Raw genomic sequence first — 15,174 nt, 5'->3', positions numbered from 1 at the left:
CGCTCGCCCGGCGGTATGGCTGGCCGGCGTCTTGCCTGCCCAGTGGTATGCCTGGTCGGCGGCTCGGTCCCAGCCGTGTGCCCGGTCGACATCTCGCGCGGCCGACGCCGTGCCTGGTCGGCGGTCCCGAGCCCAGCCGTGTGCTCGGCCGACATCTCGCGCGGCTGGTGCCGTGCCCGGCGGGCGGCCCTGGCCCAGTGGTATGCCTGGCCGGCGTCTCGCTCGCCCGGCGGTATGGCTGGCCGGCGTCTTGCCTGCCCAGTGGTATGCCTGGTCGGCGGCTCGGTCCCAGCCGTGTGCCCGGTCGACATCTCGGGCGGCCGGTGCCATGCCTGGCAGGCGGCCCTGGCCCAGTGGTATGCCTGGCCGGCGTCTCGCCCGCCCAGTGGCATGCCCGGTCGGAGGCTCCCGGCCCAGCCAAGCCGTGTGCCCGGCCGGCGTCTCGCCCGCCCGGCGGTATGGCTGGCCGGCGTCTTGCCTGCCCAGTGGTATGCCCGGTCGGAGGCTCCCGGCCCAGCCAAGCCGTGTGCCCGGCCGACGCCGTGCCCGGCAGGCGGCCCTGGCCCAGTGGTATGCCTGGCCGGCGTCTCGCTCGCCCAGCCGTATGCCTGCCGGCGTCTCGCCCGGCCGACGCCGTGCCCGGCAGGCGGCCCCAGCCCAGCCACATGTCCGGCCACGACGTCCCGCCCGCCCAGCGGCGCGCCTGGCCGCGGCCTCCCGCCCCCGGCGACCGCTCGCCTGCCGGGCCACCCCGCGCCCGCCCGGGCGTCCCGGTGTCAGCTGGGCGCCGGCTGCCCGAACAGTTGGCGTAGCACGTCCTCCATGGTCACCAGGCCGGCCAGTCGGCCGTCGTCGCCGAGTACCGCCGCCAGATGCGTACGGCTGCCGCGCATCGCGGTGAGCACGTCGTCCAGCGGGGTCCGCTCCCGGACGCGCGCGATGGGCCGCATGTCCCGCAGCCGGAACGGTACGTCCCGGGGCGAGGCGTCCAGCGCGTCCTTGACGTGCAGGTAGCCCACGATGCGCCGGCCCACGTCGACCACCGGGAACCGGGAGAAGCCCGACTCGGCCGACAGCCGCTCCAGCTGCTCCGGGGTGACGCCCATGCGCGCGTACACCACACGCCTCAGCGGCACCACGACGTCCCGCACCGGCCGGCTGCCCAGCTCCAGGGCGTCGTGCAGCCGTTCCTGCGCCCGGTCGTCGATCAGACCCGCCTGGCTGGCGTCCTTGACGATCTCGGCGAGTTCGGTGTCCGTGAAGGTCGCCGAGACCTCGTTCCTCGCCTCCACCCTGAGCAGCTTCAGCAGCGCGTTCGCGAAGGCGTTGACGGTGAAGATCACCGGGCGCAGTGTCCGGGACAGCGCGACCAGCGGCGGGCCCAGCAGCAGCGCGCTGCGCACAGGTTCGGCGAGCGCGATGTTCTTCGGGACCATCTCGCCCATCAGCATGTGCAGATAGGTCGCCAGGGTCAGCGCGATCACGAAGGACACCGCGTGCCCCGCGCTCATGGGCACCCCGACCGCACGGAACACCGGCTCCAGCAGATGCGCGATCGCCGGCTCGGCGACCACGCCCAGGACCAGCGTGCACAACGTGATGCCGAGCTGGGCGGCGGCGAGCAGTGCGGAGACGTGCTCCAGGCCCCACAGCACGGCCTTCGCGCGCCGGTCGCCCTCCAGGGCGAGCGGCTCGACCTGGGAGCGGCGAACGGAGATCAGCGCGAACTCGGCGCCCACGAAGAAGGCGTTGACGACGAGCGTCGCCAGGCCGATCAGCAGCTGTACGGCGGTCATCGCGCCCCCTCCGCGGTCTCGTGGGGCCGCTCGTCGTCCAGCGGTGCGTGCAGCAGCACCCGCGCCGCCCGGCGGCCGGTGGCGTCCACCACGTCCAGCCGCCAGCCCGCGACCTCGACCGTGTCACCGGTGACCGGTATCCGGCCCAACTGGGTCGCCACCAGGCCGGCCAGGGTCTCGTACGGCCCCTCGGGCGCCCGCAGCCCCACGCGCGCGAGCTGGTCGGTGCGGGCGGCGCCGTCGGCCGAGTACAGGGCCCGGCCCCGCTCGTCCGCCCCGGCGGGGGCGAGGTCGGGCGTCTCGTGCGGGTCGTGCTCGTCGCGCACCTCGCCGACCACCTCCTCGACGATGTCCTCCAGGGTCGCCACCCCGGCCGTGCCGCCGTACTCGTCGATGACGACGGCCATGGTGCGCCGGCCGCCGAGGCGGTCCAGCAGGCGGTCGACGGTGAGGGACTCGGGGACCAGCAGCGGCTCGCGCATGATCTGGGCGACCGTGCGGTGGCGCCGCTGGTCGGCGGGGACGGCGAGGACGTCCTTGATGTGGGCGGTGCCGACCACCGAGTCGAGGGTGCCCCGGTAGACCGGGAACCGGCTCAGCCCGGTCGCCCGGGTCGCGTTGGCCACGTCCTCGCAGGTCGCCTGCGTCTCGAGGGCCACGACCTGGACGCGCGGGGTCATCACGTTCTCCGCCGTCAGATCGGCCAGGTTCAGTGTGCGCACGAACAGCTCGGCGGTGTCCGGCTCCAGCGCGCCCTCCTTGGCGGAGTGCCGGGCGAGCGCCGCCAGCTCCTGGGGGCTGCGCGCGGAGGCCAGCTCCTCGGCGGGCTCGATGCCGAGCCGGCGTACGACATGGTTGGCCGTGTTGTTCAGGTGCGTGATGAAGGGCCGGAACGCCGCGCTGAACAGGCGCTGCGGGTTGCCGACCCGCCGGGCCATGGCCAGCGGCGACGAGATCGCCCAGTTCTTCGGCACCAGCTCCCCTACGACCATCAGGAACACCGTCGACAGGGCCGTACCGAGCACCAGCGCGACCGAACTCGCCGTGGACCCCGACAGGCCCATCGCCCGGAAGGGTCCGGCCAGCAGCTTGGCGACGGACGGCTCGGCGAGCATGCCGACCACCAGGTTGGTCACGGTGATGCCGAGCTGGGCGCCGGAGAGCTGGAAGGTCAGGTTCCGTACGGCCTTCAGGGCGCCCGCGGCGCCCCGTTCGCCGCGCTCGGCTGCCCGCTCCAGCGCGCCGCGCTCCACCGTGGTCAGCGAGAACTCCGCGGCCACGAAGGCGCCGCAGGCGACCGACAGCAGGACCGCCACCAGAAGCAGGAGCACTTCGGTCATCGGTTCACCCCCGTCCCATGATCGGACAAGGCGGGACGGGACGCGCGGTGGCGCCGACGGGGAGGCTCGCCCATGGGCGGACGCTCACAACCTTTCATAGAGAGCCGAGTGCTCCCTCAAGAGTAAAGGATGGGCAAAGACGTCTCGGCGTCTCAGCCGGCGAGCGGCTTCACCCAGCGCCGCCACTGCTCCTCCGGCGCGTACCCGGCGGCGCCCCAGGCGTGGTGCGCGGTCTCGTTGCGCACCAGCACCATCGCGTCCGCGCGCCGGCCGCCGAGCCGTGCGAACCGCTCCTCGGCGGCGGCCAGCAGCGCCGAGGCGATGCCCTGCCGGCGCCGTCGCGGATGCACCGCGAGCCGGTACAGATGGCAGCGCCAGCCGTCGAACCCCGCGATCACCGTGCCCACCAGCTCGCCGTCCAGCTCGGCGAGAATGAGCGCCTCGGGATCGCGGGCGGCCAGCCGCTCCACCCCGTCCCGGTCGTCGCTGATGCTGGTGCCCTCGGCGGCCGTCTTCCAGAAGGCGAGCACGGCGTCGAGATCATCGGTGTGAGCGTGGCGTATCCGCAGATCGGTCATGTGATCATCGGATCACGAGGGAGTCGCCGCCGGGCGGGAATTCCGTCATGCGGACTCCGCGCGCGGCCGTGCTCGGCGGTCAGCCGCAGCATCCGGTCGCCGTTCGCGCCGATCAGCAGCGGCACCCGGGCCCGGGCGGGCCGGGGAATGAGCGCGCCATGGGGGCCGGGCGTCGTCACTCGTGGGCGATCGCCGTCAGCACGTTCATCCGGGACGCCCGCAGCGCCGGCAGCAGTGCCGCCACCACGCCCACCACCGCGGAGGCGATCACGACCCCGACGATCGTGCTCCACGGGACGGCCAGCGCGGTCAGCCCGCGCAGCGCCAGCACCTGCTGCATGCACACGCCCCACACGAGCCCCAGCGCCAGCCCGAGCACCGCGCCGAACACCGCGATCACCACCGACTCCAGCCGGATCATCCGGCGCAACTGCCGCCGCCCCAGCCCGATCGCGCGCAGCAGCCCGATCTCCCGGGTGCGCTCCACCACCGACAGGGCGAGGGTGTTGACCACACCGAGCACCGCGATGAGGATCGCCAGCCCGAGCAGCGCGTACACCAGGTACAGCAGGACGGCGATCTGGTCGTGGACCAGTTGCTTGTAGTCGGTCTGGTTGCGCACCCGGACCTGCGGGTACGGGGTCAGGGCGCGTTCCAGCCGGGGCCGCAGGTCCTGCGGCCGGGTGCCGGCGGCCGCGTTCACGAACAGGGCGGAGTCCTGGGCGCCCGGCGCGTACCGCGCGAGGGTGCCCAGACCGAAGAACATGCCGCCCTCGGTGCCGAAGCCCTGCGCCGTGTCCTGGTTGGTCAGCGCCGCCACGGTCAGCTCGGCGTGCCGGCCGCCCGGGAACTCGGCCGCGAGGACGCTGCCGACGTGCACGCCGTGGTCCCGGGCGAAGTCGCCGTCCATGGCGAGGTGGCCGTCCGCCAGCGCCGCCGCCGAACCGCCCCGCGTGTAGGTGATGTGCACGACGTCGTCGAGCCCGGGGCCGTACCCGGCGGCGGCGGTCCGCACCCGCGTGCCGTTCGGCAGCCGTACGGCGACCTGGGTGAGCCGCTGCGCCACGACGAGCCCCACCCCGGGCGTGCGGGCCACGGTGCCGCGCACCTGCCCGGTGAACGGCTGGAAGTTGGTGTTCTGGACGATGAAGTCGGCGCCGAGCGTCTTGTCGATCTGCCGGTCGAACGACGCCGACATCGAGGTGCTCGCCACCGACATCCCGCCGACCAGGGCCAGCCCCACCATCAGCGCCGCGGCGGTGGCACCCGTACGGCGCGGATTGCGCAGGGCGTTGCGCTGGCTCATCAGGCCCACCGCGCCGAACAGGGCGGGGAAGGCGCCGCCCAGCACCCGGATCACCGGCCGCACCAGCAGCGGACCGGCGACGACGGCCGCGATCAGCGTCAGCGCCACGCCGGCCCCGAGCAGCCCGGCCGCCTGCGCGGTCCGCGTGGCCGCCGCGCACCCGGCCAGCGCACCCGCGCCGACCGCTCCGATCACCGCGCCGACGGCCGCCCGCACCTTCAGCGGCTTGCCCACACCGGCGACCTCGGCGTCCGCGAGCGCCGCCATCGGCGAGACGGCCGCCGCGCGCCGGGCGGGCAGATAGGCGGCCACGAAGGTGACGCCGAGGCCCACGACGTAGGCCGCGACGGGCGTGCCCCAGCCGATGACCATCTCGGTCGTCTTCAGGTTCATCCCGAACGCGCTGATCAGCCGGATCAGGCCCGCCGCCAGACCGATCCCGGCGCCCAGCCCGAGCGTGGACCCCACCAGGCCGAGCAGCAGCGCCTCCGTGAGCACCGAGCGCCGCACCTGCCGCCGGTCCGCGCCGAGCGCCCGCAGCAGGCCCAGTTCCCGGGTGCGCTGGGCGATCAGCATGGAGAAGGTGTTGACGATGAGGAACACGCCGACGAGCAGCGCGACACCGGCGAAGCCGAGCATCACGTACTTGATCACGTCCAGGAAGGTGCCGAGGCTGGCCGCCGCCGACTTGGCCTGTTCGCTCGCGGTCTTCAGGTCGTAGGAGCCGGTGCCGACCGCCTGGGCGACGCGCCGCTTGAGTTCCGCGTCCGGCACGCCCGGGGCCGCGTCCACCGCGATGGTGGTCGCCTTGGCGGCCGACCCGAGCAGTTCGCGGCCCGCCACCGCCGGGTCCAGGAAGACCAGGGCGGCCCCGGGGTTGGTGGCGGTGAACGTGGCGATGCCGACGACCCGCACCCGGAAGGTGCCGGGCTGCGCCTGCACGGTGAGCGCGTCGCCGATGCCGACGTGCCTCTTGCGGGCCGTGTCGGCGTCGAGCAGCGCCTCGCCCGCGCCGTGCGGCGCACGGCCCGAGGTGAGCCGCACCGGGCTGCGGTGCGTGGCGTACCAGGCCATCGCGATGGTCGGGGCGCCGGTGGTCGGCCCCACCGACCTGTTGTGGCGGTCGACCACGACCGCGTTCTGCACCGACACCTCGGCGCGGGCCGCCGCGACCCCGTCGACCTTCGCCACCCGGTCCCGCAGCGCCGCCGGCAGGGTCTGCACCGAACCGCTCAGCCGCGCCGACGTCAGGTCCTGCTGCTTCGGCAGGACCGTCACATCGGCGGCGGTGGACGCGAAGAGCCGGTCGAAGGTGCGGGTGACGGTGTCGGAGAAGATCAGACTGCCCGCGACGAAGGCCACGGACAGGATCACGGCCAGCGCGGACAGCGCCAGCCGCCCCTTGTGCGCGAGGAAGCTCCTCAGGGTCGCCTTGAGCACCCGGTCAGTCCTCTCGGACGGTGCGGTCGGCGACGTCGTCGAAGCGGCCCCGCACGGTGTCGAAGCGCTTCATGCGTTCCAGTACGGCGTCCGCCGTCGGCCGTTCCATCTCGTCCACGATCCGCCCGTCCGCCAGGAAGAGCACCAGATCGGAATGGGCGGCGGCGCCCGGGTCGTGGGTGACCATGACGACCGTCTGCCCGAGGGCGTCCACCGCGTCCCGCAGGAAGCCCAGCACCTCCAGGCCGGCCCGCGAGTCGAGGTTCCCGGTCGGCTCGTCGGCGAAGATCAGCTCCGGCCGCGAGGCCAGCGCCCGCGCGCACGCCACCCGCTGCTGCTGGCCGCCGGACAGCTGGGCGGGCCGGTGCGAGAGGCGGTCGCGCAGGCCGAGCCGGTCGATCACCCGGTCCAGCCACCGCGGGTCGGGCCTGCGGCCCGCGATGTCCATCGGCAGCGTGATGTTCTCGGCGGCCGTCAGCGTCGGGATCAGATTGAACGACTGGAACATGAACCCGATCCGGTCGCGCCGGAGCCGGGTCAGCTCCCGTTCCCTCAGCCCCGTGATCTCCGTGTCGCCCAGCCACACCTGGCCAGCCGACACCGTGTCCAGGCCCGCCAGACAGTGCATCAGCGTGGACTTCCCGGAGCCCGAGGGCCCCATCACGGCGGTGAAACGGCCGCGGGCGATGTCCACGTCCACCGAGTCGAGGGCGATGACGGCCGTCTCGCCGGAGCCGTACGCCTTCGTCAGCCCGCGGGCGCGGGCCGCGACGGCGCCGTCCGGCGCGTGCCGCGCAGCAGGTGTGGACAAGACCGCCTCCCGGTCGCCGGAACCGCCCGTCCCCGGCGAGCGTAAGGGACAAGCCGGCCCGGCGCAGCGGTCCACACGCCGCCCTTGCCTTGCTAGCACCTGAGCGCTAGCTTCGAAGCATGGCGAAGACCCAGCTGAACGTGCGCGTGGACGAGGGCACCGCCCGCGCGGCCCGCGAACGCGCCCTGGCCCGCGGCATCAGCGTCAACCGGTACATCGAAGAGCTGGTCAGACAGGACACCGGGGAGGCCGGCCGCACGTTCGTCGAGGCCGCCGCCGACTTCATGAAGCAGTACGAGTCCGTCTTCGCCGAGGAGTTCGCCGAAACGCGCGGCACCGGGGACGGCCGCTGATCCCTTGAACGAGCTCAGCATCGACCTTCCCTGGCTCCTCATGCTCGCCGAGCAGAAGACCCCCGGCGACCCGCAGGTCACCGACTGGGGCGCACTCGTCGCCGCCGTCGCCCGGCACCGCGCCGAGATATTCGGCGTACCCGTCTACGACACCCCGCACGCCCGCGCCGCCGCCCTGCTCCAACTGCTGATCCACCTGCCGGCCCTGGAGCGCTCCAACGCGTTGTTCGCCTCCGCGGTCGCCTACGCCTACCTGGTCGCCAGCGGCGAGAAGGTGGCCACCAGCCCCGAGCAGGTGCGCGACCTCGCCCGCCTGGTGAAGGACGGCGCGGCCGGCGTGGACGACATCGCGCGCGAGCTGCGGCGCTGGAGCGTGTGACGGATGCGGTCCGGCGTGGTCCGGTCAGCGGGCGTCCGGCTCCTCCGGGCGCCAGGCGACACCGAGCACGCAGTACGAGGACGGCAGCGCCGGACCGTGCTCCGGCATCATCACCTGCCGCTGGGGCCCGAGCGTGAACCCCGCCTCGCGCAGCGCGGCCACCGGACGCCGGGACAGATGGCAGCCGCCCGCCAGCACGGGCCACAGCGTCCGGTCCAGGGTGCGCTGGGCCAGCCGCATCGCCGTACCGCCGCCCTGCCCGTGCTCGAAGAACCGCACCTGACCGCCCGGTTTGAGCACGCGCCGCACCTCGGCCAGCGCCCGGGGCACGTCCCGCACGCTGCACAGCACCAGGGACAGCACGGCCGCGTCGAACGCCTCGCTCTTGACCGGCAGCGCCTCCGCCGCGCCCGGCACCACGTCGACCGGGACCTCGGTGCGCAGCGCCGACTCCAGCGCCAACTTCCTCAGGCGCGGCTCCGGTTCGATCGCGACGACCTCGGCGACCGCGGCCGGATAGTGGGCGAAGTTCAGCCCGTTGCCCGCGCCGATCTCGATCACCCGCCCGGACAACCCGGCGAGCAGCCGCTCCCGCACACCGGCCATGCCCATCCGGGTCTCGGCGCTCACACTCACCCGGGCGTAGCAGCGGGCGAACAGCGGATGGCGGACGGGGCTCGGAGCCACCTTGGCGGAACCGGACAGCAGCCGCATGGCGAACCTCCCGGGGAACGGCCTGGGAGAAGTCTCCCCCGTCCGGGACCGCCGCACCCCCTGCCGGCACGGCCGGATCGCCCCTTCCCCGACCGGCGCGGCCCGGGGTGGCCCAGTCCCCGACCGGCGCGGCCCGGGGTGGCCCAGTCCCCGACCGGCGCGGCCGGGTCACCCCGCTCTGTGTGGCGCGGCTGGGTTGTTTCGCCGGCTGGTGCGGGCGGGTTTCTCAGTCCCCGACCGGCGCGGCCGGGTCACGCCTCTCCCTCTGGTGCGGCTGGGTTGTGCTTTCTCCGGGTGGTGTGGCCGGGTTTCTCAGTCCCTGACCGGCGCGGTCGGGTCACGCCTCGCGGTCTGATGCGGCCGGTTGCGCCCTCTGTGTCTGGTGAGGCTGGGTGCCCTTTCTCCGGCTGGTGCGGCCGGTTTCCCAGTCCCTGACCGGCGCGGTCGGGTCAGGCCTCCCCGCCTGCTGCGGCTGGGCTGCCCCTTCTGCGTCTGGTGCGGCCGGTGCCGCCTTTGCGTCTGGTGCGGGCGCTTGCCCAGTCCTCGACCTGCGCGGCCGGTCACCTCCTCCGGCCGGCGTGGCTGAGGCGCCCCCCTTCGGCCGCGTGGCCGAGACCCCCTCCGGCCGGCGTGGCCGGAACGCCGTCTCTCCGGTCGGTGTGGCCGGCCGGAGAAGGTGCGGGAGCGGGGTCAGGGCCCGGCTCGTTGCTACGGCGCCGTCCGGGTCCGGAACGTCTCCGCGTTCCAGGTGCCGTCCAGCCGGGGGGCCAGCCATGTCGGTGCGGCCCGGCGGAAGTCGGCCGGCGGCAGTGTGCCCGCCTCGGCGGGGATCGCGCCGAGCAGGGGAGCCGCGGCGACCTCCGGCAGGTCCGTCACGTTGCAGCGCATGGCGAGGTCGGGCGAGTCGGGCCAGCTGCCGATGACCACGCCCGCCGGCTCCAGGCCCCGCCGCCGCAGCTCGCGGGCGGTCAGCTCGGTGGTGTTGAGCGTGCCCAGACCGGCCTGGGCCACCACCAGGACCGGTGCGCCGAGCAGCCCCGCTACGTCGGCCAGGGTGCCGCCCGCCGCGTCGAAGCGGACCAGCAGCCCGCCCGCACCCTCCACCAGCACCAGATCGTGCTCGGCGGCCAGCTTGGCGGCCCGGTCGGCCACCTCACCCGGGTGCACGGGCGCCATCCCGGCCCGCCGTGCGGCCGTACCCGGCGCCAACGGCTCCGGGTAGCGCGCCAGTTCACCGGCCGTGACCGGTCCCGCCAGCCGCGCGACCTCCTCGGCGTCCCCGGGCTCGTCCGGCCGTACGCCCGTCTGCGCGGCCTTCAGCACGGCCACCGAACGCCCGGCCGCGAGCGCGGCGGCGGCGACGGCGGCCGTGGTGACGGTCTTGCCGACCTCCGTGCCCGTCCCCGTGATCACCAGTACCGGCATGTCATCCCTCCCGCGCCGCGGCGCACACCGCGCGCGCGATCCTCGCCACGTCCTCGTCGGACGTGATGTACGGCGGCATCGTGTAGACCAGGTCGCGGAAGGGGCGCAGCCACACGCCCTCCCGCACGGCCGCCGCGGTGGCCGCCGCCATGTCCACCTCGTGGTCGAGCTGGACCACGCCGATCGCGCCGAGCACGCGGACGTCCCGTACGCCGGGCAGCTCCCGGGCCGGCGCCAGGCCCTCCGCGAGGCCCGCCTCGATCCGCTTGACCTCGGCCCGCCAGTCCTGGCCCAGCAGCAGTTCCACGGAGGCGCAGGCCACGGCCGCCGCGAGCGGGTTGCCCATGAACGTCGGGCCGTGCGCGAGCACCGGCACCTCGCCCCGCGAGATGCCGTCGGCGACCCGCGCGGTGCACAGCGTGGCGGCCAGCGTCAGATAACCGCCGGTCAGCGCCTTGCCCACACACATCACATCCGGGGTGACGCCCGCGTGCTCCGCCGCGAACAGCGCACCGGTGCGGCCGAACCCGGTGGCGATCTCGTCGAACACCAGCAGCACGTCGTGCGCGTCGCACGCCTCGCGCAGCACCCGCAGGTACGCGGGGGAGTGGAACCGCATGCCGCCCGCGCCCTGCACGACCGGCTCCACGATCACCGCGGCCACCTCGTGGGCGTGACGGGCGATCAGCTCGCGCAGCCGGTCGGCGTACGACTCCTCGTACGCGGCCGGCGGCGCGTCGGCGAAGATCTGACGCGGCAGCACGCCCGACCACAGCGCGTGCATCCCGCCCTCGGGGTCGCACACGGACATCGGGTTCCAGGTGTCGCCGTGGTAGCCGCCCCGCCAGGTCAGCAGCCGCTGCTTGCCGGGCCGGCCGAGCGAGCGCCAGTACTGCAGGCACATCTTCACCGCGACCTCGACCGACACCGAACCGGAGTCGGCCAGGAACACGTGCTCCAGCCCTTGAGGCGACATGTCGACAAGGTGCTTGGCGAGGCGGACGGCGGGCTCGTGCGTGAGTCCGCCGAACATCACGTGGCTCATCCGCCCGAGCTGGTCGCGCGCGGCCTCGTTGAGGACCGGGTGGTTGTAGCCGTGGATCGCCGACCACCACGACGACATGCCGTCCACCAGGTCGCCGGAGCCGTCGGCGAGCCGCAGCCGGACCCCGCTCGCCGACTCCACGACGAGCGGTTCGGCACGCCCCGGCATCGGGCCGTACGGATGCCACACGTGCCGCCGGTCCAGCTCCAGCAGGTCGGACAGGCTCAGACGGGACGGGCCGGACCGGTCAGGCATTGGGCGCGAGGTCCGTTCCGGCGCCCCGGCGGCGGACGGCCACGAGGTCGGTGCGCGGCTCCTGCGCGGCCGGCACGGCCGCCGTACCGCACACGCCCGCCGTACCGCAGGCGTCCGCGGCCTCGTGCGAGCCGCAGCCCTCCTGCGTCCCGCACCCCTCGTGCGAGCCGCAGGCCGAGCCGTGGCGGGCGGCCGCGTCGGCCCGGTGCTCGGGCAGCGTGACCTCGCCGGCCCCCTCCACCTCGAAGCCGGCGTCCGCGATCATCTCCAGGTCGGCCTTGCCCGCCTGTCCCTCGCTGGTCAGGTAGTCGCCGAGGAAGATGGAGTTGGCGAGGTGCAGCGCGAGGGGCTGCATGGTGCGCAGATGCACCTCGCGGCCGCCCGCGATCCGGACCTCCACGTCCGGGCAGACGAACCGGACCATCGCGAGGATCCGCAGGCAGCGCTGCGGGGTGAGGTTCCACTCCTTGGCCAGCGGGGTGCCCTCGAACGGGATGAGGAAGTTCACCGGCACCGAGTCCGGGTCGAGTTCACGCAGGCTGAAGACCACGTCGACCAGGTCCTCGTCGCTCTCGCCCATGCCCGCGATCAGACCGGAGCAGGCGGACAGCCCGGCCGCGTGCGCCTTGTTCACCGTGTCCACCCGGTCGGCGTAGGTGTGGGTGGTGGTGATGTCCCCGTACGTGGACTCCGAGGTGTTCAGGTTGTGGTTGTAGGCGTCCGCGCCCGCCTCGCGCAGCCGCTCGGCCTGGCCGTCGGAGAGCAGCCCGAGGCAGGCGCACACCTCGACGTGCTCGTTCTGCTCCTTGATGGTCCGGATGGTCTCCGAGACCCGGTCCACGTCCCGGTCGGTCGGGCCGCGCCCGCTCGCCACCAGGCACACCCGCTTGGCGCCGCCCGCGAGCCCCGCGGCGGCCGCCTTGGAGGCCTCGTCGGGCTTGAGCCAGGTGTACTTCAGGATGTCGGCCTTCGAACCGAGCCGCTGGGAACAGTAGGAGCAGTCCTCGGGGCACAGGCCCGACTTGAGGTTCACCAGATAGTTGAGTTTCACCCGGCGCCCGAACCAGTGCCGGCGCACCTTGCCGGCCGCGGCCACCACATCGAGCAGGTCGTCGTCGGAGGTGGCCAGAACGGCGAGCGCTTCCTCGCGGGTCGGCAGCTCGCGCCGAAGCCCCTTGTCCACCAGCGTGTTCAGCAGGTCCATGAGGCCCGATCCTGTCTTACCGGACCGTCCCGGGCCAAGGAGAGTTTGCACAACGGAGACGGTTCACCGTGTGGGTATTGCCACACCTCGGGTGACCGGTCGTGCCGCTAGTGTCTGTTCGCTACCTACAAAAGCCCCGGAGGACCCATGGCGTTCGGCTGGATCGACGAGCAGGCCGAGGCGCGCCGCCGCGCCGGACTCGTACGGACCCTGCGCCCGCGCCCCGCCGACTCGCCGCTGCTGGACCTGGCGAGCAACGACTACCTGGGCCTGGCCCACCACCCCGAGGTCACCGAGGGAGCCGCCCGGGCCGCCCGGACCTGGGGCGGCGGCTCGACCGGCTCCCGGCTGGTCACCGGCACCACCGAGCTGCACACCGAGCTGGAGCGCGAACTGGCCGCCTTCTGCGGCTTCGAGGCGGCGCTGGTCTTCTCCTCCGGTTACGCCGCCAACCTGGCCGCGGTCACCGCGCTCGGCCCGCACGGCTCGCTCATCGTCTCCGACGCCGGCAACCACGCCTCGCTCATCGACGGCTGCCGGCTGGCGCGGGCCGAGCGGCAGGTCGTCGGGCACGCCGACCCGGAGGCGGTGCGCAAGGCGCTGGCCACCCATCAGGGGCCGGCGATCGTCGTCTCGGACACCGTGTTCTCGGTCGACGGGGACAGGGCGCCGCTGGCCGACCTGGCCGCGGCGTGCCGGGAGCACGGCGCCGGGCTCGTCGTGGACGACGCGCACGGGCTCGGGGTGCTGGGCGACGGCGGCCGGGGCACGCCGTATGCGGCCGGGCTGGCCGGCGCCGCGGACGTGGTGGCCACGGCCACCCTGTCCAAGTCGCTGGGCAGCCAGGGCGGGGTGGTGCTCGGGCCGCGGCGGGTGATCGACCACCTGGTCAACGCCGCCCGGACGTTCATCTTCGACACGGGGCTGGCGCCGGCGGCGGCCGGGGCCGCGCTCGCGGCGCTGCGGCTGCTCGTCCGGGAACCGGAGCGCGCGACGCGCGCCCGGGCGGTGGCCGCGGAACTGCACGCACGGCTGACCGCCGCGGGTCTGGAGGCGGTGCGTCCGGACGCCGCGGTGGTCTCCGTGCGAGCTCCGTCCCCGGAACAGGCGGTGCGCTGGGCGGCCGACTGCCGTACCGCCGGGCTGGCCGTGGGCTGCTTCCGTCCTCCTTCCGTGCCCGACGGCGTCTCACGGCTGCGGCTGACCGCCCGCGCGGACCTGTCCGGGGCCGAGATCGAACGCGCTGTACGTGTGATCGTCGAAACGCGACCATGAGTCGGCGTGACACGGCCGTGCTTCAACCATGAACGGTTATGGATGATCGGCTGTGATCGTTTGTGATCAGAGAGCGCTGAGGAAACCGGCCCAGCTCTCGGTGGAGAAGAGCAGTGCGGGTCCGGCCGGGCGCTTGGAGTCGCGCACGGCGAGCAGTCCGGCTCCGGGGCCGGAGCGCGGCCGGGCCGTCTCCACGCAGTTGTTGGCCCCCGTGCTGTAGCTGCTGCGCAGCCAGCGCACGTCGTGCAGGTCGGTACTGGCAGGGACGTTCCGAGGCAGAGCTGACATGGTGCCTCCTTACGCGCCGTCACCTATCCCGGCGATGTAGTCCAACGTGTCCTCGGGTGAAAGGGCGTGCATCTGCAGGGTGTTGAAGGCCTCCGAGTAGGCCATGAGGTCTTCTTTCCGCTCCAGGTAGAGGCTACTCGTCAACTGGTCGAGAACAACCACGTCCAGATCAGAAGTGCTCGGAAATGAGAAGATAACGAAAGGGCCGGTGAGGCCGACATGCGCTCCGGCGCTGAACGGCAGTACCTGGAGCCGGACCTGGGGCAGCCGGGCCGCCTCCATCAGCCGCTCCAGCTGCCGGGCCATCACCTCGGGGCCGCCGACCTCGCGCCGCAGCACCGCCTCGTCCAGCACCGCGCTCAGCACCAGCGGCGGGTCGGCGCGCAGCACGTCCTGGCGGGCCAGCCGCACCTCCACCAGCGCGTCCAGGTCCCTGTCGTCCAGGTCCTTCACGGCGGCCCGGGTCACCGCGCGGGCGTACTGGGGGGTCTGCAGCAGACCGGGTACGACCGTCGTCTCCAGGGTGCGCATCGCGCTCGCCTGCGACTCCAGGCTGATGAAGTCCCGGTAGGTGGGCGGCAGCACCCCGCGGTAGGCGTGCCACCAGCGGTGCCGGTCGCCGGTGTCGCCGGAGCCGGCCAGCATGAGCAGCAGCTCGCGCAGTTGCCGGTCGTGCACCTCGTAGGCGTCGAGGAGTAACCGCACGTCCGCCGGTTTCACGCCGCTGGCGCCGGTCTCGATACGGCTGACCTTCGACTGGTGCCAGCCGACCAGCCGGGCCGCCTCACCGCTCGTGAGCCCCGCACCGGTGCGCAGCGTGCGCAGTTCGGCGCCCAGTTTGCGGCGGCGCACGGCCGGCCCGTTCTGCATGGGCTCCTCCTTACTCCTTCCGGGCCGCCCGAATACGGTCTCGCGTCGCAGAGTTCACCGCTTCGGGCGACAGATATATGCATATCTTGGTGGAT

The 15,174-nt window shown here is 73.6% G+C and carries 14 protein-coding genes; 3 read left to right on the top strand and 11 right to left on the bottom strand.

The features are described from left to right. Positions 1-776 precede the first annotated feature (776 nt). The 5 genes from ACGFZN_RS04980 to ACGFZN_RS04960 all read right to left on the bottom strand — a co-directional run bounded on the left by ACGFZN_RS04980 (position 777) and on the right by ACGFZN_RS04960 (position 7,271). Positions 777-1,796, bottom strand: coding sequence for a hemolysin family protein (locus ACGFZN_RS04980; protein ID WP_393857061.1), 1,020 nt, complete (start codon positions 1,794-1,796; stop codon positions 777-779). Continuing rightward, positions 1,793-3,136: a hemolysin family protein gene (locus ACGFZN_RS04975; RefSeq protein ID WP_393857060.1), complete on the bottom strand. Its 1,344-nt coding sequence runs from the start codon at positions 3,134-3,136 to the stop codon at positions 1,793-1,795. The genes ACGFZN_RS04980 and ACGFZN_RS04975 overlap by 4 nt, the downstream gene beginning before the upstream one ends. 152 nt (positions 3,137-3,288) lie before the next feature. Then, positions 3,289-3,714: a GNAT family N-acetyltransferase gene (locus tag ACGFZN_RS04970; protein WP_393857059.1), complete on the bottom strand. Its 426-nt coding sequence runs from the start codon at positions 3,712-3,714 to the stop codon at positions 3,289-3,291. Positions 3,715-3,889: 175 nt separating this feature from the next. Beyond that, on the bottom strand, positions 3,890-6,460 hold the full coding sequence (locus ACGFZN_RS04965; protein WP_393857058.1) for an ABC transporter permease: 2,571 nt from the start codon (positions 6,458-6,460) through the stop codon (positions 3,890-3,892). Between the two features lie 4 nt (positions 6,461-6,464). Next, positions 6,465-7,271, bottom strand: coding sequence for an ABC transporter ATP-binding protein (locus ACGFZN_RS04960; RefSeq protein ID WP_393857057.1), 807 nt, complete (start codon positions 7,269-7,271; stop codon positions 6,465-6,467). Positions 7,272-7,390: 119 nt separating this feature from the next. Between ACGFZN_RS04960 and ACGFZN_RS04955 the strand changes: the two genes are divergently transcribed. After that, on the top strand, positions 7,391-7,624 hold the full coding sequence (locus ACGFZN_RS04955) for a toxin-antitoxin system HicB family antitoxin (RefSeq protein WP_393857056.1): 234 nt from the start codon (positions 7,391-7,393) through the stop codon (positions 7,622-7,624). Between the two features lie 4 nt (positions 7,625-7,628). Continuing rightward, complete coding sequence (locus ACGFZN_RS04950) at positions 7,629-8,003, top strand: fic family toxin-antitoxin system, toxin component (RefSeq protein ID WP_393857055.1); 375 nt, start codon at positions 7,629-7,631, stop codon at positions 8,001-8,003. A gap of 24 nt (positions 8,004-8,027) precedes the next feature. Here the strand turns inward: ACGFZN_RS04950 and ACGFZN_RS04945 are convergent, their stop codons facing one another. The 4 genes from ACGFZN_RS04945 to bioB form a co-directional block, all read right to left on the bottom strand. Further along, complete coding sequence (locus ACGFZN_RS04945; protein WP_393857054.1) at positions 8,028-8,717, bottom strand: class I SAM-dependent methyltransferase; 690 nt, start codon at positions 8,715-8,717, stop codon at positions 8,028-8,030. A gap of 708 nt (positions 8,718-9,425) precedes the next feature. After that, on the bottom strand, positions 9,426-10,142 hold the full coding sequence (bioD, locus tag ACGFZN_RS04940) for a dethiobiotin synthase (protein WP_393857053.1): 717 nt from the start codon (positions 10,140-10,142) through the stop codon (positions 9,426-9,428). A gap of 1 nt (position 10,143) precedes the next feature. Continuing rightward, positions 10,144-11,442: an adenosylmethionine--8-amino-7-oxononanoate transaminase gene (locus ACGFZN_RS04935; RefSeq protein WP_393857052.1), complete on the bottom strand. Its 1,299-nt coding sequence runs from the start codon at positions 11,440-11,442 to the stop codon at positions 10,144-10,146. Further along, entirely contained in the window at positions 11,435-12,646 is a 1,212-nt protein-coding gene (bioB, locus tag ACGFZN_RS04930; RefSeq protein WP_393857051.1) for a biotin synthase BioB, read from the bottom strand. Before bioB ends, ACGFZN_RS04935 begins: the two co-directional genes overlap by 8 nt. 147 nt (positions 12,647-12,793) lie before the next feature. Between bioB and ACGFZN_RS04925 the strand changes: the two genes are divergently transcribed. Next, on the top strand, positions 12,794-13,921 hold the full coding sequence (locus ACGFZN_RS04925) for an 8-amino-7-oxononanoate synthase (protein ID WP_393857050.1): 1,128 nt from the start codon (positions 12,794-12,796) through the stop codon (positions 13,919-13,921). A gap of 66 nt (positions 13,922-13,987) precedes the next feature. Here ACGFZN_RS04925 and ACGFZN_RS04920 read toward each other — a convergent pair whose 3' ends face one another. Continuing rightward, complete coding sequence (locus tag ACGFZN_RS04920; protein WP_393857049.1) at positions 13,988-14,209, bottom strand: DUF397 domain-containing protein; 222 nt, start codon at positions 14,207-14,209, stop codon at positions 13,988-13,990. A 9-nt stretch (positions 14,210-14,218) separates the two neighbouring features. Further along, complete coding sequence (locus tag ACGFZN_RS04915) at positions 14,219-15,079, bottom strand: helix-turn-helix domain-containing protein (protein WP_393857048.1); 861 nt, start codon at positions 15,077-15,079, stop codon at positions 14,219-14,221. Positions 15,080-15,174 lie beyond the last annotated feature (95 nt).

The sequence above is a fragment of the Streptomyces sp. NPDC048192 genome (assembly GCF_043202415.1).
Lineage (GTDB): Bacteria > Actinomycetota > Actinomycetes > Streptomycetales > Streptomycetaceae > Streptomyces.
The sequence above is the reverse complement of the archived record's forward strand: the minus strand, read 5'-3'. Positions and strand labels throughout refer to the sequence as shown.